This is a genomic window from Sphingobium sp. YR768 (assembly GCF_900111125.1).
Classification (GTDB): Bacteria; Pseudomonadota; Alphaproteobacteria; order Sphingomonadales; family Sphingomonadaceae; genus Sphingobium.
The window spans coordinates 57162-77338 of the sequence record NZ_FOGE01000008.1; the positions used below are offsets into that span (position 1 = coordinate 57162).

Annotated in this window: 18 protein-coding genes; 5 read left to right on the plus strand and 13 right to left on the minus strand. The window is 58.1% G+C overall.

Annotated features, from left to right (window positions below):
* Positions 1 to 41: 41 nt before the first annotated feature.
* The 8 genes from BMX92_RS11540 to BMX92_RS11575 form a co-directional block, all read right to left on the minus strand.
* A complete protein-coding gene (locus tag BMX92_RS11540) occupies positions 42 to 788 on the minus strand; it encodes an SDR family NAD(P)-dependent oxidoreductase (protein ID WP_256213393.1) in 747 nt (248 codons plus the stop codon).
* The gene (locus BMX92_RS11545) at positions 785 to 1285 is read right to left on the minus strand and encodes an aromatic-ring-hydroxylating dioxygenase subunit beta (RefSeq protein WP_256213394.1); all 501 of its coding nucleotides are present in this window, start codon (positions 1283 to 1285) and stop codon (positions 785 to 787) included. The genes BMX92_RS11540 and BMX92_RS11545 overlap by 4 nt, the downstream gene beginning before the upstream one ends.
* On the minus strand, positions 1282 to 2538 hold the full coding sequence (locus tag BMX92_RS11550; protein ID WP_093016546.1) for an aromatic ring-hydroxylating oxygenase subunit alpha: 1257 nt from the start codon (positions 2536 to 2538) through the stop codon (positions 1282 to 1284). The genes BMX92_RS11545 and BMX92_RS11550 overlap by 4 nt, the downstream gene beginning before the upstream one ends.
* Positions 2539 to 2561: 23 nt before the next feature.
* Positions 2562 to 3077: a nuclear transport factor 2 family protein gene (locus BMX92_RS11555; protein ID WP_256213395.1), complete on the minus strand. Its 516-nt coding sequence runs from the start codon at positions 3075 to 3077 to the stop codon at positions 2562 to 2564.
* The gene (locus BMX92_RS11560) at positions 3074 to 3445 is read right to left on the minus strand and encodes a hypothetical protein (RefSeq protein ID WP_093016548.1); all 372 of its coding nucleotides are present in this window, start codon (positions 3443 to 3445) and stop codon (positions 3074 to 3076) included. The genes BMX92_RS11555 and BMX92_RS11560 overlap by 4 nt, the downstream gene beginning before the upstream one ends.
* 23 nt (positions 3446 to 3468) lie before the next feature.
* The gene (locus BMX92_RS11565; protein ID WP_093016550.1) at positions 3469 to 4623 is read right to left on the minus strand and encodes an acyl-CoA dehydrogenase family protein; all 1155 of its coding nucleotides are present in this window, start codon (positions 4621 to 4623) and stop codon (positions 3469 to 3471) included.
* On the minus strand, positions 4620 to 5783 hold the full coding sequence (locus BMX92_RS11570) for an amidase (protein ID WP_256213396.1): 1164 nt from the start codon (positions 5781 to 5783) through the stop codon (positions 4620 to 4622). The genes BMX92_RS11565 and BMX92_RS11570 overlap by 4 nt, the downstream gene beginning before the upstream one ends.
* 82 nt (positions 5784 to 5865) lie before the next feature.
* Positions 5866 to 6624: a class II aldolase/adducin family protein gene (locus BMX92_RS11575; RefSeq protein ID WP_093016713.1), complete on the minus strand. Its 759-nt coding sequence runs from the start codon at positions 6622 to 6624 to the stop codon at positions 5866 to 5868.
* A 384-nt stretch (positions 6625 to 7008) separates the two neighbouring features.
* Here BMX92_RS11575 and BMX92_RS11580 point away from each other — a divergent pair, with 384 nt between their 5' ends.
* A complete protein-coding gene (locus tag BMX92_RS11580) occupies positions 7009 to 7539 on the plus strand; it encodes a MarR family winged helix-turn-helix transcriptional regulator (RefSeq protein WP_256213397.1) in 531 nt (176 codons plus the stop codon).
* 16 nt (positions 7540 to 7555) lie between these two features.
* Here BMX92_RS11580 and BMX92_RS11585 read toward each other — a convergent pair whose 3' ends face one another.
* The 5 genes from BMX92_RS11585 to BMX92_RS11605 form a co-directional block, all read right to left on the minus strand.
* A complete protein-coding gene (locus BMX92_RS11585; RefSeq protein WP_256213398.1) occupies positions 7556 to 9082 on the minus strand; it encodes a hypothetical protein in 1527 nt (508 codons plus the stop codon).
* Positions 9083 to 9138: 56 nt separating this feature from the next.
* Positions 9139 to 10497: a sodium-dependent transporter gene (locus BMX92_RS11590; RefSeq protein WP_093016554.1), complete on the minus strand. Its 1359-nt coding sequence runs from the start codon at positions 10495 to 10497 to the stop codon at positions 9139 to 9141.
* Positions 10498 to 10546: 49 nt separating this feature from the next.
* Positions 10547 to 10957 carry a nuclear transport factor 2 family protein gene (locus BMX92_RS11595; protein ID WP_093016556.1) on the minus strand — a complete coding sequence of 137 codons (411 nt, stop codon included), beginning with the start codon at positions 10955 to 10957 and terminating at the stop codon, positions 10547 to 10549.
* A gap of 6 nt (positions 10958 to 10963) precedes the next feature.
* The gene (locus tag BMX92_RS11600; RefSeq protein ID WP_093016558.1) at positions 10964 to 11827 is read right to left on the minus strand and encodes a phytanoyl-CoA dioxygenase family protein; all 864 of its coding nucleotides are present in this window, start codon (positions 11825 to 11827) and stop codon (positions 10964 to 10966) included.
* Positions 11828 to 11967: 140 nt separating this feature from the next.
* A complete protein-coding gene (locus BMX92_RS11605) occupies positions 11968 to 12456 on the minus strand; it encodes an Lrp/AsnC family transcriptional regulator (RefSeq protein WP_093016560.1) in 489 nt (162 codons plus the stop codon).
* Positions 12457 to 12805: 349 nt separating this feature from the next.
* Between BMX92_RS11605 and BMX92_RS11610 the strand changes: the two genes are divergently transcribed.
* The 4 genes from BMX92_RS11610 to BMX92_RS11625 all read left to right on the plus strand — a co-directional run bounded on the left by BMX92_RS11610 (position 12806) and on the right by BMX92_RS11625 (position 19990).
* On the plus strand, positions 12806 to 13957 hold the full coding sequence (locus tag BMX92_RS11610; RefSeq protein ID WP_256213399.1) for an aromatic amino acid transaminase: 1152 nt from the start codon (positions 12806 to 12808) through the stop codon (positions 13955 to 13957).
* Complete coding sequence (locus BMX92_RS11615) at positions 13954 to 14976, plus strand: ketopantoate reductase family protein (protein WP_177185013.1); 1023 nt, start codon at positions 13954 to 13956, stop codon at positions 14974 to 14976. The genes BMX92_RS11610 and BMX92_RS11615 overlap by 4 nt, the downstream gene beginning before the upstream one ends.
* Positions 14977 to 15083: 107 nt before the next feature.
* A complete protein-coding gene (locus BMX92_RS11620) occupies positions 15084 to 17312 on the plus strand; it encodes a TonB-dependent receptor (protein WP_093016566.1) in 2229 nt (742 codons plus the stop codon).
* 71 nt (positions 17313 to 17383) lie between these two features.
* The gene (locus BMX92_RS11625) at positions 17384 to 19990 is read left to right on the plus strand and encodes a beta-glucosidase H (protein ID WP_093016568.1); all 2607 of its coding nucleotides are present in this window, start codon (positions 17384 to 17386) and stop codon (positions 19988 to 19990) included.
* Positions 19991 to 20177: the final 187 nt, after the last annotated feature.

Genomic DNA, 20177 nt, shown 5'->3' on the forward strand with positions numbered 1-20177 from the left:
GAAACGCAATGCAATTGACGCCAACGCAACCAAATATTGTCTTAACGCATATATAATCCGCCATTTATATCCCAAGTGGCCCCATTGGCGAAATAAGCGTCCTCCCCGGCAAGATGCACCGCAGTATCTGCAACATATTCCAGTGAACCAAGCCGCTGCACCGGGATGCCGGCCACAATGCCCGCCAACCTATCCTCAGATATTAAAGTTCGCACAGCAGGGCTGTCGAGCGGTCCGGGAGCGATCGCATTGACGGTCACTCCAAATGCGCCAAGATCGCGCGCGAACACTTTTGTCAAAGTTATGATCGCGCCCTTCGACGCAGCGTAATGCGCGCCTGTGGCGGTGCCGCCATTCTGCCCTGCTAACGATGCCATGTTGACGATCCGTCCATGGCCGCGCTCCTTAAAATAGCGTCCAAAGACCTGGCATCCGACAAACGTGCCGCGCAGATTAACCTGCAACACCCGATCAAATTCGTCAGGGTCGATCTCCAGCACAGGGCGGGCCGCAGTGACCACAGCGTTGTTGACCAGCGCCTCAACAGAGCCCCACAAGGCCACCAGCCGGTCGCGCGCGGTCTCGAACGCGGCAGGATCACGCACATCCAGAGCAAGCCCCATCGCAGTAGCGCCGGTAGGGTCCAACCCATCGGCGCAGGCGATTGCAGTTGCCTCATCAACGTCTGAAACGCCGACGCGGTAGCCCGCCCGGTGGAAGGCGGCGGCGAGAGCAGCACCCAGCCCCTGCGCGCTGCCGGTGATTAGGACTGTCCGTAAGCCGCTCACAGCAGATATCCGATGCTGAACTGATAATCATCGGCATTGATGAGAGTGACGATCTTCTCGTCAAGAAGAAGAGCGCCATCAGCGGCCCGGACGAGGCGATACTTCAGGTCTGCGGGCAAGACACGCATATGGCCATATTTATACTCGGCCAGCATCTGCGCCGCGCGCAATTCCATCACGCCTGTGTCCGATGCCGTTACCACGAAGCGCGATACAGTCCGTACCGTGCGCGCGGGCGGCGCCGACGACATCGAGAAGCCCGACAAAAGCCGCTTCACCCGCGCTTCGCGCATCGTCTGGTTATCATAAACGATGTTGAGGACTTCGGCATAATCTTCTGGATCACGCTCGGTAGGAACGATGTACTTGCCCTTATCAGTCCAAAGCTTGAGCCAGGGCTTATAATCCAGCCGATCGAGAAAGTCCGCCTCCGCCCAGATGAATTCCATGGCTTGAGCCAGGGTGATAGACTCGGTCATCTCCAGCGTTCCGTTCATGCCGTCATCATCCTCTTCCATTGCTGGTAAGCCGCACGCATACCGGTTTCGGCGCTGACGTCGCCTGCCTCATGGCCAGGTTCGGCTACGCCCTCGGGCGCATCCACGCCGCGGTTGAGCATGATCCACAGGTCATCGCCGGCTTGCGCGCCACGCTGGACACGCTCCCAGCCTTCAGCATCATCGGGCGTGCCAAAGCCCATCGGTCCCTGGAAATGTTCATGCAGACGCAGACGTTCCCGGTTGCCCGCCGCTGGGCCGCCGTCCATTCCGATTGCGACATGCACGATCTCCGTTTCCTCGACGGTGACCGGACGTAGCACGCGGAAGAACGCCATCGAGCAGGCAACGTTAGGGAACAGGTTGAGGTTGAAGCCCGATCCGCCCACCGCGCGCACCACCCGACGCACTGTCGCATCGTCATGCCCCTCATCACGCAATTCCTGCGCGAGGTCGGCGAAGCGGTCGGGAATGGCAGCATCGAGCTTGTCATCCAGATCAACAAGGTCGGGAATCATCACCATGACCGAGTGGCCGTTGCCCAGATCTTCCACCCAGCCACCCTGCCCCAGCACGTCAAAGACGTTACCAGTTTCCGCATCGAGGCTGTCGAGAAAAGTCTTGTGAACGATCGGGAAATGATAAGCGTCGGTGGTGTTCTCCAGCTGAATTTTCCAGTTGCCCGGAAAGCGAAACCGATGTTCGCCAAGCGTCTTGACGCCGTATCCGGCACCCTGCTTCATGAACAGATCCATCCACTTCCTCGCCGGGCCGAGATAATCGATCAATGGTTCGATGTCCTCGTCAAAGGTCGCGAAGATCATGCCATTGTAAATCTCGACCCGAAGCGAAATCAGCGAAAACTCACTTTTGTCGAAATCCTCCGGGTATCCGGCGGCGCGAGGCACTTTGCGCAGATTACCATCTGGATCATAGCTCCAGCCATGATAGGGGCAAACGAAGACGCTGGCCTTGCCTTTTTTCTTCTCGCACACACTGGCAGCACGATGGCGGCAGCGATTCAGAAGGACGTTGACCTTCATCTCTCGGTCCCGCGTCACGATAACCGGCTCACGCCCGACCCATGAGGTCTTGAAGCTGCTTTTGGCCGGAATGTCGCTTTCATGGGCGACCCATATCCAGCTGTGCTTGAAGATGCGTTCCATCTCCTCGTCGAAAATGGCCGCGTCACGGTACAGCGACGTGTGAACGCGGTCGTCGCGGACAAGCGTGGCGTAGTCGTGGTCGCTCATAGCTGCCTCCTGTGGTTTGGCGATCATTGCGGTGTTTCAGGCACCGATATCGGTGCTTCGTCGTTCCACGGCCCGATGGCGCGGGAGAAGATGTTCCTGGTAATGAAGCGGACGATCCGCCAGACGCCGTCCTGTACGACGAAATCGAGGGTCAGCGCGGCGCTGCGCAGGTCGGATCGGCCATCATGATATGTCGAGACCTGCAACAACATCCAGCTCGCCGTCGCGCTAACCTCATTGGTCACATCGACGATTTCGGAGGAGAGATAGTGCGCGTTGAGCGCAAAGTGCGGCGGCCTGGCGTAGCTCGCCAGCATCGCCACAATGGCCGCACGCCCGACGTGCCGCCCAAACGCCTCCTGGTAGCGTCCATGCCCTTCCCACGCCGCATCGACGGCAAAAAGGTCGCCCAGTTCGTCGAACGGCGTGTCCACCCCCAACGTATCGCAAAGGCGGAAGTAGCGCATCGCCACGCGGCGAACCGCCGCTTCTGCCTCCAGCAGCGCGACCCGCCGACCAAGAAGGGCCAGGTCGCTCACGCAGGTATGACCAGTTCCCGGCCGATCCGCGCCTCGACCCGGATATATTTCCAAAGCCGATATTCGCCCACTTCGACCGTACGAAACAGGTTGCAGGCGGCAACGGCGGTGGCGCGGTCGGGCACGTCCGCGAGGATGTAAAAGGTCCAGGGCCAACCGTTGGGCGATGTGCCCACCATCGTTTCGTCATCGTCGATAGTGCCCAGCACGGTCACGCCGGGTAGGTCGCGAATGCCCTTAAGCATCTCGCCGGTCGCGGCCCAGACCTTCCCGATCTCTGCGGCGGGCAAATCAAAGAAATTCTGCAACACAGCGCCGCAGAACAGGACACGCAGCGGCTTGACTGGCGTTTCGGGAGTGTCGGTCATAGTCCAATATCCTCTCAGGAAAATCAGGGAAAGCCGGGCGTCGTTTCCATGCCCAACAATATCTTTCCGGCATTCTGCCAGATGCTGTCGGCCAGGAAAGCGTGCTGCGGGACGATCATCGCGTCCTGCATGTGGCGGGCGACCGGGCTGCCCGTAGTGATCCCGGCGGTGCCGCTGAGACGATAGACCGTCTGCGTCACTTCGGTACTGACATGAGCAGCATTGGTAGCTGCCAAGCGGAGCAGCGAGCAGGTCGCGACGTCCAATGCCTCGTCTGCGCGCAACAGGTCGAAGGCCTGATCGGTGATCTCATATAAAAAGGCGCGGGCAGACCGCAATTTGGCCTCCGCCTTGGCTAAGTCGGTCTGGACATAGCTGCGGGTGCCCAGCACCGGTGCGCCGGTGATGGATGAGCGCCCGCCGGCAAAGCCAGTGAAATAGTCAAGCGAAGCGCGCGCCACGCCCAGCCCCACGACAGCGAGAACCTGCGCCGCCAGCGGCATTGAGGGGTAGCGGTAGAGGGGCGTTTCCAGAATGGATGGCCCGCCACGGATAAACGTCCACTCATCGGGCACGACGACCCGATCGACGACCATGTCGTGGCTGCCGGTGCCCCGCATACCGATGACGTCCCAGTTGTCTACGATCTGGACCCGCGATGCGGGCATGACCGCGATGAGCGGAAGGCCGACAGCAGCGCCTGCACCTTCCGCCTTGACCCCCACGCCAATGACTTCCGCGCCGCGGCAGCCAGAACCCCAGCTCCAGCGGCCGGACACTTCTAGGCCGCCATCGACCCGCCTGGCCGGCTGCGGCGGGAAAATCCCGCCCGCGAACACGACGTCGGGACCGTCGGCATACATCGCCTCCAGCGTCGCCAATGGCAACGAACTGAGATAGACCGCCGAGAAACCGAAGCTGGCCACCCAACCGGTCGCCCCATCTGCCTCGCTGATCGTCTCGATCAAACGCAGGAAATCAGATGGATGCAGTTCGTCGCCACCAAAGCGTTTAGCCACCATCGCACGATAGACACCCGCCTGCTTCATGAGTTGAACGACATCGGCACTGATGTGCGTCTGTGCCGAAAACTCTTCGTGACGCGCACGCGCGGCTGCAAGCAGGCGGTCCAGCGCTTGGGCGTCGACCTGCTTCATCGAAATATCGGCAACGCTCATTGGTCTATGTCCTCGTTTGCTGAAATCCTGGTTACGGCGGCCTCGCGCTCGAACATCCGGCCAAAAGCGCAAACGGTCTCGTCCTCCCCGCGCCGCCCGATCACCTGGATCCCAATCGGCAGCGCTTCTGGGGCGAGGACTGGGATGGTCAGGGCCGGGTGGCCCGATAGATTGAACGGACGCGCCAGCGCCGTCATGCGTAAGGCGGCCGCAGCATCGCCGCTCTCTGATAGCAGCAACGGGAAACATGGCATGGTCGGCATGACAAGCACGTCGCAGTCCTGCAAAAGCGCGTCGACATGAACAGTGAAGCGAGCACGCACAATTTCGGCATCCGCCAGCTTTTCGGCATCGACATGAGCCGCGGCAGAGAGCCTTGCAGCAACGTCGTCTCCAATTCGACCACCAGATAACAGATAGCCGAAAGCCGCATATGTTTCTGCCGCGATGATCGCCATATTGGCCTGAAAGGCGTCCGACAGCCCGACTAGCGTGACATCGGCCGTTGCCTTAAAAGGCTTCAATACTGCATCGAAAGCGGCTTCTACTGCCGCATCCACCCCCTCCACCCTCACACGGGCGAAGCGCAGCGACCTATCAGCGTGCGGAACAAAATCAGGAGCGATAGCGCTCATTGCGGTCTCGATCATAGCCATGGACCGGGCGAAAGGACCGATGCAATCAAGCGACGACATACGCGGCCACGCGCCTAGCCGACTGACACGGCCGAATGTGGGCTTAAGTCCGTACACCCCGCAACAGGCGGCTGGTATGCGGATCGAGCCACCAGTATCCGTTCCAATCGCGAAATCGACCAGATGTTCCGCAACTGAGACCGCGCAACCGCTTGACGAGCCGCCAGGCACGTAATCGGGAAAATGCGGATTCACGGGCGAGCCGGTCCACGCATTCAGACCGGTAACGCCATAAGCCAGTTCGTGCATGTTCGCCTTGCCGATAATACGGCAATCCGCCGCCAGCAGCCCCTTGACCACGGCGGCGTCCGTTTGAGCCCCGGGTGTATCGTCGAGCGCAGCGCTTCCACCTTTTGAAGGCATGCCGACTATATCGATACAGTCCTTCACGGCGACGGTGAGTTTTCCAGTCCCGCGATCTACTGGTGCAAAGATGGCGTTGTTTCGAGACATCAAATCATTCATATCTATCTCAATTGAAATATCAATTAATAAATTATACGACTCTCCCGCCCGCTAATAGCAGGACGCCGACAAGGGCGCGGCGTTATGATGCCCGGTCGGGGCGATACCATTCCACCGGCTTGGCTTTACGCATCGCGCGCACCTGGCTTTCGAACAGCAGTGTCGAAAAACGGTTACTCTCGCTTAGGCGCGCGGCCGATATACGGCACCGCTCCATGACATCATCGCTGATCTTGCGGTCGCCGCCAGGAATCATGCCCGCCTGGCACTGCACCTCGGCCGCGCGCTGGACGATATAATGCAGCATGAATGTGGATGGAATGTCACGCTCGCATACAGCGACACCATGATTGCGTAACACCAGTACGTCTTTCTCGCCAAGGCTAGCGACCATCCGGTCGCGCTCATCGGCGAACAGGGTGATGCCTTCGAACTCATGATAGGCGACACGACCGATCAGTTGTGCGCCATAAAAATTGTTATGGTCGAACCCGGCGTCCTTCATTGCCACTGCAGAAATCGGGATCGTATGTGTGTGGGCAACGCAGCGAATGTCGTGCCGATGCGTATGGATTGCACCATGGAGGGCAAAACCCGCAGGGTTCGCACCGTAATCGGAGGCACCGATCAGCTCCCCATCGACATTGACCACCAACAGGTTAGCCGGCGTTATCTCAGAATAATTCAGCCCGAATGGATTGACGAGATAACGATCGCCTTCGGGCAAACGCACCGAGATGTGGTTCATGATCATCTCATGCCAGCCGAAATGCTCGATCAGATGATAAAGATTCGCAAGGTCGTGACGGAGACTCCACTCTTCGTCGGAAAAGGCCATCATGGTCATACTCCCGTCTCGCCCTATTGGTCGGATGTGGGCGTTGAGATCTGTTGCAGCCCCGCACAAGATGCAGATGCAGACTGAAGCAACATGGCGAAAATAATTGATATGTCAATTGAATTGAATAATTTCAGATTGGTGCTTTGATGTTTTGGTTCGGATGCAGGCCGCGATGCAGATGCGATCCGCACGGCCCGCATCCAAGCCACGCATTTTCCGGGACGACGGGAAAGCAGGGAAACCTAATGAACCGCACTTTGCCTTACGGTTGGGAAAGCAATTTTCCTCTGCTAAGGGCAAATTGATAATTGATATTTCAAGTGAGATCGATGCGGCGAGCGAGACATCCTCAACTCGTCCCTGATTTGCCGGAGAATGCCAGAGATGAAGCGCGCGAAACAGGATATGGACGACCATAACCCCCGAACCGATGTTGAAGCGGGGCGTCGTGTCAACGTGTCTCCTGACCGTCCGTCGGACGGCAGCGAGTTTGATGCACGAGAGTGGCCGTTTTTCTGGCTGACCCACGCCACCGGTCTTTACCTCATGCACCTCGAACGCAGCTTGAAGAAGGTTGGGCTCGACATCGGGCGATGGCGCGTACTGATGTGCGTGCCGCCTGGGCAGGCGCTCAGCGTTAGTGAAATTTCGGAACTAGCCATCGTGAAACTCCCCACTATGATGAAGCTCGTCCAGCGAATGGAAGCCGAAGGCCTGGTATCCTGCGAAACGCGGGCCACAGACGGGCGCGTCACGGAAGTGTCGCTTACTGACGAAGGCCTGTTCGCGCGAACCCGTGCCTGGCAGGCGGCCGGCAAAATCTTCACACGTATATTCGGCGGTGACAACGGCCTGGATGTAAATGCCCTCAACCTCCAACTGCGCCAAATCGTGGTTCGCCTTGAGGACAACTGACGATATCGACAGCCCTTTAGCGACAGGCGGGATTGCCGGCGTCTGGCACGGCCACAAAAGCTATGGCCCGGCCGGCGATCGGGACGCTGCCGCGTACTGCTGTACCGACGAGACGGCCTGGATTGCCGTTACCATCGATGACGGGTTTTTTGCCATTAATCATCACTGTCTGAGCATCATGCGGTTTCCCGGTCATCACCCAGGCGCGCGCCATCTTTCCTATCGCCAACGATTGTACGCCGGCACCCAGGTTCAACGCAAGAAGGCCGACCCCACCCTTGCCGCCGGGAAGGCAATGCGCATAAAGGCGTAAATCCGCTGCCGGCGACCGTGGCGATTCAAGCACGATTTTGTCCATGATCTGGTTCCACAGCAGCGCTGCCCAATAATCAGGCCTTGGTTCAAGCGTATCGCCATCAATCAAGCCATAGTCCGAGGCTGCAAGCGTGTTGTGCATCACCACCTTGACGCCAAGTTGCGCCAATGCACCAAGTTGATTCAAGTAACGGAAACTGTCGAGGAAAGTCGAGGCCCAACGGGAGCCACCGCAGGCGGCCTGGCCGGCCTCCGTAATCCACATTGGCTTCCCTGGCTCGTATCGGTCGCGCAAGGCGGCGTAATATTTATATTCACGCAAGGTGCCGTCAAGCCATGCAGCGGTAAGTGCATCCTCCTTGACCGCCGTTTCCATATTCATACCAGCACATCGCTCCGACACGGCACCGTAAAAATGGTAGGATACTACGTCGACGCTGCCGGGATTTTCCTTCATCATCCCTTCAGTGCTGATGGGAACCGCCAAAGCGTTGACGGGCGGTCGGCTGAGCAGTCCACCCTCCCCGACCCCGCCTGGGCCCAATATCTTCATGTCGGGCACTGCCATGTGGGCCCACCGCCGAAATGTCCTGAAATCAGCAGCATAATTCGCGACGCCATAGTTTTTGGATAAGCCGACTGCGGTTTCAGGCATATTGGGTTCGTTGAAGAATTCGGCCGCAAAAATTTTTCCGCCTGAATCTTTTGTAAGATCGGCTACCCGTTGCGCCTGGTTTGACGCCCATACCCCGTCGGGTCCTCGGACGCCCGCGCTGACGGCAAAACTCGTTACGATCGGGGCATCGACCGCCAGGGAAAAGGCCACGACATTTCGCCACTGAGTGCGCGTCAATATCTGTTTATACCCTGCTGGCGGCGCCGTCAGTTTTTCACCTTTTTCCTCGAGGTAGGTGCTGTTTGCCCACGAACCGCTGACCCGAACCAGGCTAGGCCCCAGATGTCTGGCGAGATTGATCAGCCTTCGGTTGGTCAGATCGACCGGCGGTCGATAGCGATACATTTCGCGTGAACCATTCTCATAGGCCGCCCAAAAGCGGCCTCCCGTCACCTCGACCATCTCGACATTATAAGCCTGATAGCGCTCGCTCACCTCGCCCGTTTTCTTGAGATTGGCGAGATCGAGAGTCTGTGCCCTAGCGCCAGGAATACAGAAAGAGCATAAGGCCGACAAATTTAGGGTTGCAACTTTAAGGATGCGCTTGAACATATTCTGGCTCCCTGTCGCCGCCGACCCGAACCGCGGGACGAAAGATTCATGCAAACTCAAAGCAGCCTGATCATCAAAACGATCACCGTCAGGGGCACGAGGTAGCGCAACGCGAAGCGCAGCAGGGTCGCCGCCAGCCCGGTTTGCGCAATGCCCAGTTCGCTGGCGATCGTCAGGCGCGGCAATCCCCAACCCGCCAGCAATGCAACCAGAAGCCCCCCCAACGGCATCATGATCGTGGAGGTCAGATAGTCCAGCAGATCAAATGGCGTCTTGGTGGATTCCAAACCAAGCCACGTAAGGGGATGGACGTCGGCCCAGTCGTTGAACGAAAAGGCGGTGAGCGCGCCCGCCGCCCAAACCACGGCACCGATCGTCCAGATCACCACCACGCGATTGACACGCCAGCGCTCCGTCACCGTGAAAACGATCGCCTCGATCATCATCGACGTGGCGGTAACAGCGGCCAGCGCCAGCAACATGAACATGGTCACGCCCATCGCATAGCCCATGGGCATCTGACCGAAAGCCAGCGGCAACGCGATGAATAACAACCCCGGCCCCTGTGCAGGCTCCAACCCATTTGCAAAGACCACCGCAAAGATCGTCAGCCCGGACATGACCGCAATCACCATCTGCGCGAGCGCGACCATGATAGCCGATCGTGCCAACGGATATTCCGGCGGGGTATAGGCCCCTACCGTGAGCATCACGCCCACGCCGATCCCCAACGAAAAAAATGCTTGGCCGACCGCGGCCGCGATCGCGGCATAGTTGAAAGTGGCGGCATCGAAATGGAACAGGAACCAAAATGCCCCGGCGCCGTCACCCACAATGCAGGCGTAGACCATCAGCACCGCCATCACCGCGAACCGTAGAGGCGTAAGAATGCCGGAAATGCGCTCGACCCCCTTGTTCACCCCCAACGTGACGATCAGCGAAGTAACGACGATAAGCAGGCCCGAATACCCCAGCATCCGCCATGGTGAACCCATCATCATACCCAATTGCGCCTGCGCGCCGGCCGGATCGAGATGCGAAAAACGACCCTGGAGCGCGAGCACCAGGAAATCTACCATCCATCCACAAACGATAAAATAGTAGCTCAGCACCAGCGCCAGGCAGCTGAAGGACATTAATCCGAGGCCTTTCCATAGCCTGGAAATTCCATCCTTTTCACGCAGCGCCACCAGCGAGCCGATCATGCTGCCCCCACCGCGGCGACCGATCATCATTTCAGCAAGCAGCGCAGGAACCGCGATAAGGACGAGCGCGAGAAAATAGGTCAGCACGAACAGCCCGCCGCCGTTGGCACCAGCCAGGTAACTGAACTTCCAGACGCTGGCGACTCCCGCCTCGGAACCGATCGCAGTGATCAGAAACAGGATTTTGGACGACCATTTTTGGTTGCTCACGGACGTTGCCCCTTATGGATATCCGGATGCCGTGCGAACCGCCAAACCGTCACTTTTCCGACCTCGAAAGAAGTTCTGTATCCAGATAGAAGCTCATCTCGGCAATCAATCCATCCCGCACGACATAGAAGCAGGCATATTCATTATTATAATCGTCACCATTGGTGGTCTTTTCATACCCCCGACTTTGCACGGCGACGACTTCGCCTTCCGCGACAACGCGCACGATCTCCTCGCGATACCCGCCTTCGCCTATGGATTGACTGGTCTTGCCCAAGATTTCGGACCACACCTTATCACGCCCGATAACAAGGCCGGAATAGCGCGTCGTGCCGATCGTATAAAAGCGCACGTCCTGCGCCAGATGGGCGAGATAACGTTCATATTCGCCACGGCTCAGTGCCTCTATGGCGCTCAGGACGATCTGCTTGCTGGCGGCATTGTCAGTGGATGCTGTCATCACGGGTTACGAAAGCTGGCTGCGAGCTGAGGCGTAGCTTGGCACCATCAGTTGCGTGTCCACGCCATCTTCACCAAATCCCATCCACAGTTCCGACCCGAACAGGCGCGCGAATTCAGGAGGATTACGCGCAACGATGGCAGGATCCATGTCCAGGGCGACATAGGGCGCCAAGTAACGGCGTGAGTAGCCCTGAACCAGGGTTACGCGCAGCCCGTCGGTCTTTTTGGGATAGGCGCCGTGCCAGGTGTTGCCCGGCATCACGATCAAGGAACCGGCAGGGCATTCCACCGGCACCATCAGTTCGTACATATGCGCCTCATCTGCGGTGGGATGACGGCGCAGCTTGTGACTGCCAGGCACGATGCCAACACAACCGCCATCCATCGTATAGTCGGTCAGTGCGATCGTCATGTTGATCAAATGGCGATATTCGGGCAGCGGTTCGGGCACCATCAGCGTATCGCTGTGCAAGCGCAGATGCTTGTCGGTCTTGCCTTTCACATAAGCGAGGCTGTTGTTGACGATCATGTTGTCGCCCAGCAGATATTTGCCGAGTTCCAGAATGGTCGGATTGATCATCCATTCCTCGAAAACCCGGCCCTGACGGAACAAGGCGTATAGTTCATAGGACAGACCGGCGAGATAGGAATCATATTCTTTATCGGCAGCGCCTTCCCGTGTCGCTAGTTCGATAAGGAGGTCGCGCGTTTCCTCTACGCGATCGGTCATGCCCAAAAGTTCCGGACCGACGACCGTGTAGCCCAGAATGTCGAGTTCGGCGATATGCCGCTCCAGTCCCTTGGCCCGGATCCGTTCATAGGCGGCCTTGGTGTCGCCGACGAGTTGGGCAATTCCAGTAATGCTCATTGTAAATCAGTCCTATAAGCTGTCATCCGAACCCTATCCCATCCTGCCCATAGATAAATTCTTTTATGTCCGCGCATTTCCACGCGCGGCAAAACAATATTCCAGCAGCACCTGAATCGATGGAATGATTTTACCATTCATTAGCGACCGCCGGAAAGCTTGGCCACTTTGTCGACCAGCAAGCCAGCCCCGACCAACGGCCCCGACTCCTTGATCCGCTGAAGACATATGACCGTCGAGAAACGAACGACTCCGGGCAACCGACTCAACTCGTTGCGCAACAGATAATCGAGTGTTTCAACGTCGCGGGTGACGACATGCAAAAGATAATCCGCCTCACCGGCCGTCGTGTAACATTCCAGGATCGCAGGATGGCGGTTGACCGCCTCTTCAAAGCCAGCATGCGAGTTGAACGCCACCTGCACCTCGCAAAACGCGACAAGCTTGAGACCGAGCGCGCGCTGATCGAGGATGGCCCTGTACCCGCGAATGACGCCCGCCTGCTCGAGCGTCTGGACCCGGTTCCAACAAGGCGTTTTCGATATGCCCACTTCGTCGGCGAGTGCCGCATATGTCTGGCGCCCATCATTCTCAAGCGACCGTAGGATCGACCAGTCCATCTTGTCCATCTTTACCCGACTATTCCCTATATACGCATACAGCTACGTCACTATCCCAACCAGATGTCCAATGGCAGAACAATTTTCACACTTTTGAACATGCAACCGAACGCTACAAAGCCATAGCTACCATCAGGACAACCATGCGCAAAAATGATTCCTCAAGGGGCCGATCGCCTGATACGAATTCTCCTTTGGGGATAAAAGGATGATTTTTTTGTCAAGTGCAGGATATTATTCCTGTTATCCTCTTAAACGTTGGGAAACATAGAACCTCTGCCTGAAATTGCTCGCCTATAGTCGATATATGACATTTCTACCTACCTCCCCATATCCTCCACTAGCCTCCCTCGCTCCCATGGCGCCGGACCCCCTCTTGTCGCTGACAGCTCTGTTCGCGGGCGATCTGCGCGATCGCAAGATCGATCTGGGCGTCGGCGTGTATCGCGATTCCGATGGCGCTACGCCAATCTTCGATGCGATCAGGATCGCGGAACAGCGCCTCGCCATGTCGCAGCAAACCAAAGCCTATTTGGGACCGGACGGCAACGTCGCTTTCGTCGAAACGCTCGCACGCGCAGCGCTTGGCCTTAACCGACCTGTACGCGGGTTGCAGACGCTAGGCGGAACCGGCGCGCTGTTCCTGGCGTGCGTGCTGCTGGCGCGCACAGGCGGCGGGCGGAAGATCTGGCTGCAAACTCCGACCTGGAGCAATCACCTCCCGATCTTCATGTCTGCAGGACTGCCCTGCCACACAGTAGAAAACGCCGTGGAAGGCCTCACATCCGCGGCCCAATTCCTAGAGGCGCTTGAAGCAGCCTGCCCAGGCGATGCCGTACTGCTCCAGGCCTGTTGCCACAATCCCACCGGTGTCGATTTCGCTCCTGCGGATTGGGCGGATCTGGCCGCTTTATGTAGCAGAAAAGGTCTTATTCCTTTGATCGACGCTGCGTACCAAGGGTTTGGCGACGGCTGGGACGAAGATCTCGCGGGGCTGCGCGTCCTTGCAGCAGCCGTTCCGGAACTTTTCATCGCCTACTCTTGCGACAAAAACTTCGGACTTTACCGCGAACGTGTCGGCGCGCTGTTCGTCGCCGCTGAAACCACTGCTGCGATGGACGCCGCGCACGGTCACCTGATGTCCCATGCCCGCGGCATCTACTCGATGCCAGCTGACCACGGTGCCGCAGCGGTCCTCACTGTTTTGCAGGACGACCAGCTGATCGCGAACTGGGGGGATGAACTGAAATCCATGCGCAGGCGCGTCACTTCGGTCCGCGCATCCCTTTCTCAAGCGGGGCGCATCGGTTCTTGCGACCTGTCGCGCCTGGCGGAGGAACGCGGGATGTTCTCTCTTTTGCCGCTGGAGGGGGAAACGATCCGGCAATTGCGGACCAATTTCGGTATATATATGGCCGCCTCTGGCCGCATCAACCTGGCCGGCCTGCGCGAGGACGACATTCCCTATTTCACGGACGCACTGCGAGACGTGCAGGAAGCCTTCGCTTGATCGCCGGATCGAAGATCGCGGTAGCCGGGGTCGGTGCCCTGGGCGGCACCCTCGCCGCAGCCCTCGCGCGTGCAGGCCATAATCCTCTTCTGATTGCGCGCGGTAAACGGCTTGCGAATCTCCAAAACCATGGGCTGCGTTATGTCGCGGACGGTGAAGCGGAAGAAACCCATCTCTTGCCGGTATCGAGTGCCGGGGCAGCCGGGCCGCAGGACGTCCTGCTCTTGGCAACGAAATCCGATGCGCTGCCGCAGCTTTTGCCTGAACTGGTCGACTGCATTCATCCTGGCACAATCGTCATCCCTATTGTCAACGGCATACCATGGTGGCTGTTTGCCGATGGCGACCAACCACCAATCGAGGCGATCGATCCGGGCGGTGTCCTCGCGCGGCTGATACCGCAAGCCCAAATCATAGGCTGCGTGGCCTTTTTGACCGCGAGCCTTGGCGACGATGGCGTCGTGCGATCCCATGGCGCGTGCCGGATGACTATCGGCGACGTCGATGGCGGGTGCGTAGATGGTATGAACAATGGCATTCAGCGTGACCGAACCCGTCAGATTGCATGCACCTTGTCAGCCGCCGGCATAGATACTAACAGCGTCGACGCTATCCGGCCGGTGTTATGGACCAAGATTGCACTGAATCTCGCCACCAACCCGCTTTCCGTAGTCGCCGAGGCAACTTTGTCGCAGCAATATGCACATCCTGGCCTGCGTCACGCAGTTATCGGGATTTTGTCCGAAGTGCGGGCGCTTGCCGCTGCATTCGGGCAAAAGCTTGCGATGACCGATGCCGATATGTTGGCGGCGATAGAGCGAGCCGGCGATTTCCGCACTTCGATGCTGCAAGATTTCGACGCAGGCCGGCCGCTTGAACTCAATGCCATCGCGCGGGCATGCCTGGAACTGGCCGATCGCGTCGGCATATCAATGCCCACAGCCACAATCCTGTATCACCTGGCCGATTGGCGATCAGGTCGCCAAGGAACGGGATCGGGCCAATCTGTCTACCGTTAATGTCAAGCACGAGATTTGACTGTCTATAATAGAGAAATAGTTGAGGAAAAATAAGAAAAGGTTCGATTGATTTAGAGTCAACTTCGCACTTCAGGGAAAGCCGGTCCATGACAAAAAACACTATGCTCAGAAATGCCTCCGCCACCGCGATCGTCGCTTCGATCGCTTTTGCAGCACCCGCTTTTGCGCAAGGCGAGGACAGCACACAAGCGCAGGGTAGCAATATTGTCGTGACCGCTTCCAAGCGCACAGCCACGACCGTTCAGGAGGTGCCGATCGCAGTCCAAGCTCTTTCTGGAGCCGATCTGAAGGCTAAGGGCGCGCTCGACTTCGCGGATTACTTCCACTCCGTCGCCGGGCTTTCGGCCCAGGATGAAGGGCCAGGCGACAAGCGCTACATCATCCGCGGCATCAATTCGGCAGGCGCGGGCACGGTCGGCGTCTATCTCGACGAAGTCATCATCACTGGTGAGAACTCGCAGGACGGCAGCGGCCAAGCGGCAGATATAAAGCTGTTCGATATCGAACGCGTTGAGGTGCTGAAGGGACCGCAGGGCACGACTTTCGGATCAAGCGCGCTTTCTGGAACGATCCGCTACATCACTGCAAAGCCTAAGCTCGACGAGGTAGGTGGATATGTGCAGTCCGCCCTGCGCTCCACAGACGGCGCTGCGCTTGGTTTCCAGACCGATGGAGCCATCAACCTGCCGATCGTCCCGGGCGTGTTCGCGATCCGGGCTTCGGGCTATTACGCCAACCTGCCCGGCTGGATAGACAATCGCTTCGAAAAGAACGCCAACAACGAGGAATCTCGCGCGGCGCGTTTGGAAGCACGGTGGGAAATTACCGACGGACTGACGCTTGATGGCATGGCCATGTATCAGAAGCTGAATCAGGACGCGAAAAACTACTATAACACCGTAGATTATGACGGCAACGCGATCACCCGCTCGGGTTATTTCCAGAACGACTATGCCCGCTCGCCTTACGAAGACAAAAGCCAGATCTACAACGCCACCCTGACGTACAAACAAGACTGGGGCACGATCACCGCAACCGGCTCGCGGTTTGTGCGCGATACCCTGTTCATGCGCGATGCATCGCTGGCCGCCGATGTCTATCTGGGCCTCGATTATGACGGGGTCGGCCGCAGCTCGCTGCGCCAGGCCAAACACCGGCGCATCGATAGCGGCGAGCTGCGTTACGCATCCGACCTCGATGGCCCGTTCCAGGTGCTGGTCGGCGGGTTCTTCCAGAACGAGAAGCGGAATTTCTCCAGCTCATGGCCGTTCGTTTCTGAAACAGGCTATATTGATCAGGATGCAGGCGCCCTGCTCGACCGTGCAGTGTTCACCACGGTCAAGGAACGCGCGCTGTTCGGCGAACTGAGCTATGATTTCACGCCGAAACTGACCGCCACTGTCGGCGCGCGCTATTACGACATCAAGCTGCGCGAGCAGTCTGCCACATATGTCACTTTCCCGGCATCACCTGGAACCGGCCTTAGCGACCTGTTCCGCTACAAGGATAATGGCGTGATCCCGCGCTTCAACGTGGCCTACAAGGTCAGTCCTGACATCAACACTTACGTTCAGGTCGCCAAGGGGTATCGTCCCGGCGGCACAAACGACACCACGGCGGCCCAGTTCGCCAATGTCTCCATCCCGCAGGGCTATGCGTCTGACGCTGTGTGGAACTACGAATTCGGTGTGAAGACATCGTTGCTGAACAATAGTCTAAACTTCAACACCGCACTCTACTATATCGACTGGGCAGACATCCAGACAAGCAACTTGGCCTATGCTCCTGACGGTATTGCATCGTACGGCTACACCGGAAACGGTGGTAAAGCTTCGGTGCGCGGCGCGGAGGTGACGATCGACTATCGGCCCATTCACGGCCTAGAGATCAACCTGTCCGGCAACTACAGTCTGGCCCGGCTCGATAAGGACAATCCGGACCCGACGACGGGCCTCGACGGCAACCGCGTTCCCTACGTGCCCAAATGGTCGGGTTCGGCTGGTGCGACCTATCGATTCCCGCTTGAGGCGTTGGGTGTAGACGCCAATGTGGGCGGCGACGTGAGTTATCAGGGCAGTTCCACGACGCAGTTCAACAGCTCGATTTCCAATTATCACAAGCTTGATTCCTACGCATTGGTGAACCTGCGTGCAGGGATTTCGAAAGATCAGTGGTCGTTGACTTTGATTGCCAACAACCTGTTCAACGACGATACGATTACCAACTATAATAATATCCAAGTCGGCATCTATCCCGACGGATATTATATGAACCGTCCCCGGACGATCGCATTGTCTGGCTTGCTGAACTTCTGATACTCTAGCCGACAGGCTCGTCACGAGCCTGTCGGCATTTTTGGCGAAATTCAACATACGGTGTCCCGGTCATGACTCGCCGCAATGTAATCCTTGCGACCGCTTGCCTTTTCACGCTGACAACAGGCTGCGCGACCCCATCGCGTGCACGCCTGTCCCAGACGGTCGACGACCGTACGGATCGACTTGTCGCGGAGATGACGACAGCGGAGAAACTCCGCCTTTTCGAAGGAGACACAACACTCGACGCCAGCGGCAAGGGCGTCACCGCCTGCGTCGGACATGCCGGTGGCCTGCCGCGACTAGGCCTGCCAGCTTTGTGCATGGGGGACGGTGTTGCCGGTGTCGGTAACAGCCTGCCCGGGGTCACGCAATTTCCAGCACCCATTACTTTGGCGGCAAGCTGGAACACCGATCTTGCAAAACAGTTCGGCATCGCTCTGGGGGCCGAGCAATCAGCTAAGGGCCGAAACGTCGCTCTTGCGCCAACGATCAACATCGCTCGCAGTCCATTGTGGGGCCGAACTGCCGAGACACTGGGCGAGGACCCGTTCCTGACCTCCCGTCTAGCGGTCCCTATCGTACAAGGTATCCAGAGCAATCGCGTCATCGCGATGCCCAAGCATTTTGTCGCCAACAACGCAGAGTGGCTGCGTTTTGGCGACGCCCCTTCGTTCGAGGCGCTCAACGTCGTTGTGTCACAGCGCGTGCTTCGCGAAATCTACTATCCCGGTTTCCGCGCTGCCGTCACCGAAGGTAAAGCGGGCAGCCTGATGTGCGCGTATAACCGCGTCAACGGCATCCATGCCTGCGAGAATGCAACCACGTTGGCAGTCCCCCGGCGGGATTGGGGCTTCGACGGATTTGTTACGTCCGACTGGTATTTTGGCAATCGCAGTACCGTGGCGGCGGCAAACGCAGGCCTCGACATTTCGATGCCAGGCGGGAAACAGCCATTTGGCATGCCCGATTTTTACGGCCCTCCTCTCGCCCGGGCGATTGCGGAGGGAACGGTCTCTATGGAAAGGATCGACGCCATGGCGCGCCGGATCGTACGTCCAATGGTGCGCCTCGGACTTATAGATCACCCGTCAACCGGGACGCCTGATGCCAATGTACGTAGCGAGGCGCATACCGCGCTGGCGCGTCAGATCGCGACGCAGGGTATCGTGCTGCTGCGCAATGAGGGTCGATTGCTTCCGTTGGGCAAGGCGCGTTCGATTGCCGTCATCGGTGATGACGCCGGCGTTGGCGTGCACACCACGGAGCGGAACGGCGGTTTTGTCAAAAGCGACGGCATTCCGATCCCCACACCATTTGACGCAATCCGCGAGCGCGCCGGCTCTGGAATTAGCGTCACTTACGCGCGCGGGACGCTTGGCAATGGCCCGCTGCCCATCCTGCCGGATACTGCGGTGCGTACACCCGATGGCAAACCAGGCCTGCGAGCAAGCTATTTTGACAATCCGAACTGGTCTGGCCAGCCGATGCGTGTCGCCGATGTGAGCGTACCTGACACCGCCGACGCCAGGCCGCAAGGCCTCCCCGATGCCTGGTCCGGCCGTTACGAGGGCGTTCTCACGCCCGACCGAAGTGGTCTCTTTCGCTTTTCGCTTTCGGGTGGGGGCGACATGACCCTTATGGTAAATGGTCAGCCGGTCGTCAGAGCTACAAAGGAAAGCTTCAGTTCGGTATTTCATGGGACGATCCGGCTGACGGCAGGAATGCCGGTCACGCTACAACTCGACTATAGCCACGCCCCCACAATCATGCCGGCTGAAATTCGTCTGGGTTGGCAGCCTGCGAACCCGCAGATGATTGCAGAGGCGGTGGCCATTGCGCGTGCCGCCGACGTTGCGGTAGTGTTTGCTGCCGATGATGCTACCGAAGGCTCGGACAAGACAAGCCTTTTACTACCGGGCGATCAGGACGAGCTGATTGCAGCCGTTGCCAATGCGAATCCAAGAACCGTCGTGGTGTTGCATACAACCGGTCCTGTCTTGATGCCATGGAAGGACAGTGTAGGCGCGATCGTAGCAGGATGGTATGCAGGAGAGCAGGCCGGACCAGCGATGGCTTCTATGTTGTTCGGAGACGTCGATGCTTCGGGCCGGTTGCCTATCACTTTCCCTGCGTCCCAAGCACAGTCGCCGATGGCGTCGCCGGAACTATACAAAGGACAAGGAACTTCAGTCCAGTATAGTGAGGAACTCGCTGTAGGATACCGCTGGTATAATCAGCGCGGGATTATCCCCCTTTATCCGTTTGGCTACGGGCTATCCTATACGCATTTCGCTTATAGCGGACTTCATGCAGAGGCAGCCGGTGATAACTGGGCAGTAGATTTTGCCGTGACAAATAGCGGTGCCCGGCCTGGTATTGCCGTGCCGCAAGTCTATCTGACATTCCCGCAAGAAGCGGGCGAGCCGCCGCGCCAACTCAAGGCCTTCTCCCGTCTGCAACTAAATCCCGGTGAGACGCAGTCTGCTCGAGTTTTATTGCCGCGCAGCGCCTTCGAAATTTGGGACACGCAGACGAACGCCTGGCATGTGGTTCCAGGGCGATATCAGATACAATTGGCAACTTCGGCGCAAGATCCTGTTGCTACCTTCGACATCGAACTGTCCTCTCACACCATGCAAAGCAGGATATCGGCAGTTGAGATGCCTGAGATGTGATCCGAAGTTGTTGAATAGTAGCAAAGACGTGCCAACTTTCCTACATAATAACGTGAATCGGGTGCCGCCTTCATAGCTGGGGAGATCCATTTTCGGATCGACTGCCGCTGGATAGCTTCAGATTTTCCAGTTTAAGGGTTGATGCATCTGCATTCGTGCAGCTAGGCTATAATACCAGCCTGCATTG